Raw genomic sequence first — 1,546 nt, 5'->3', positions numbered from 1 at the left:
TATTTTAGTGATGAACAAGTAAAGGAACTCGAAAAGAATCCATATGTAAAGAAAGTATCTATCAAAAGCATAACCTATTCAGAAGAATTCAAAGAACTCTTCTGGATTGATTTACAGAATGGCATGATGCCTGGAAACATATTTAGAAAGTATGGATTTGATCCTCATATGTTAGGATCTAGTCGAACTCTCAAGTTCACAGATCGTGTAAGGAAAGAAGCAGCAAGGGAAGAAGGATTCAAGGATACCAGAGGCACAAAATCCGGAAGACCTTCTACAAGGAATCTTACCATTGAGGAACAGCTAGAAAGGCTTAAGCAGAAAAATAAAATTCTCCAGCAGGAGAACGATTTTTTAAAAAGAGTGAGATTTATCAACAGAAAGCAAATATTAAAACTGCAGAAGGACAAACAGTAAGAGAAAAATATAAACTGATAGATAGAACTCTTGAATCACCTAGTAATAATCTGAGTGTCTCAGCATTATGTGATACTGCAGGTGTTTCAAGAAGTGGGTTCTATTCATGGAAGAAACGAAAAAGTTTCATAAGCGAAAAAGAAGAGCAAGACCGTAAGGATTTTGAACTGATTTTAGAAGCATACAGGTTCAAAGGATATGACAAAGGTAGACGTGGTATTCATATGCGTCTTCTTCACATGGGCATTATGATGAATCATAAAAAGATTTCAAGACTGATGAAGAAATACGGTCTATTCTGCCCAATAAGAAAAGCCAATCCTGCAAGAAGAATGGCTAAGGCAATGAAAACATCAAATTATGCGGATAATATTCTAAACAGACACTTCGAGGAGTACGGTCCTGGATATGTGCTTGAAACAGATATTACTTATCTATTCTACGGTCATAAAAGATCTAAAGCCTATCTATCAGTGGTAAAGGATGGCTTCACAAAGCAGATTCTTGCATATGTATTATCACCGTCTTTAGAAGTAGACTTTGTCCTGGAGACAATCAATCAGCTTTACAGTAAACATAAGCATAATATTCATACTGATGCTCTGATACATAGTGATCAGGGTGTGCATTATACAAGTGTTAAGTTTATTGATTTACTCAAGAGCCTGGAAATCAGACAGTCAATGTCAAGAAGAGGAAACTGCTGGGACAACGCTCCCCAGGAATCATTCTTCGGACATATGAAAGATGAGATAGGCAGATATACAGAGAATGCCGGCTCATACGAAGAACTAAAGGAAATAATAGATTCCTATATGGTTTATTACAACAATGATCGTTATCAGTACAATCTAGCCAAGCTTTCACCAAATGAATACTTAGAATATTACATGACTGGTGAGTACCCACTCAACCATATCGCAAAGGAGCCTGATGAATATAAGGAAAAATTCAGACAGGTAAGAAATAATCTTGATAGAAACTCAACGCTCGAGAAATTAGTAGCTATCCTTCAAAGAATAACTCATTTCAAACAGTCCATCAGATAATCTGCATAGATGACTTCTGATTATATCTATATCATTATTGCTTAATGATGCAAAGCCAAAATCATCCATCTTAGTGAATA

General features: G+C 35.8%; 2 protein-coding genes. Both read left to right on the top strand.

Features of this window, described 5'->3' with window-relative positions:
• The coding region (locus tag H8909_RS13045) for an HTH domain-containing protein (RefSeq protein ID WP_369409847.1) at positions 1 to 417 on the top strand (417 nt) is incomplete at its 5' end.
• Complete coding sequence (locus H8909_RS13040) at positions 369 to 1,466, top strand: IS3 family transposase (protein WP_187013131.1); 1,098 nt, start codon at positions 369 to 371, stop codon at positions 1,464 to 1,466. The genes H8909_RS13045 and H8909_RS13040, both read left to right, overlap by 49 nt.
• Positions 1,467 to 1,546: the final 80 nt, after the last annotated feature.

Origin of the sequence: Catenibacterium faecis (assembly GCF_014306455.1) — a bacterium.
In the GTDB taxonomy this organism is placed as follows: domain Bacteria; phylum Bacillota_I; class Bacilli_A; order Erysipelotrichales; family Coprobacillaceae; genus Catenibacterium; species Catenibacterium mitsuoka_A.
This window is presented reverse-complemented; position numbering and strand designations above follow the sequence as displayed.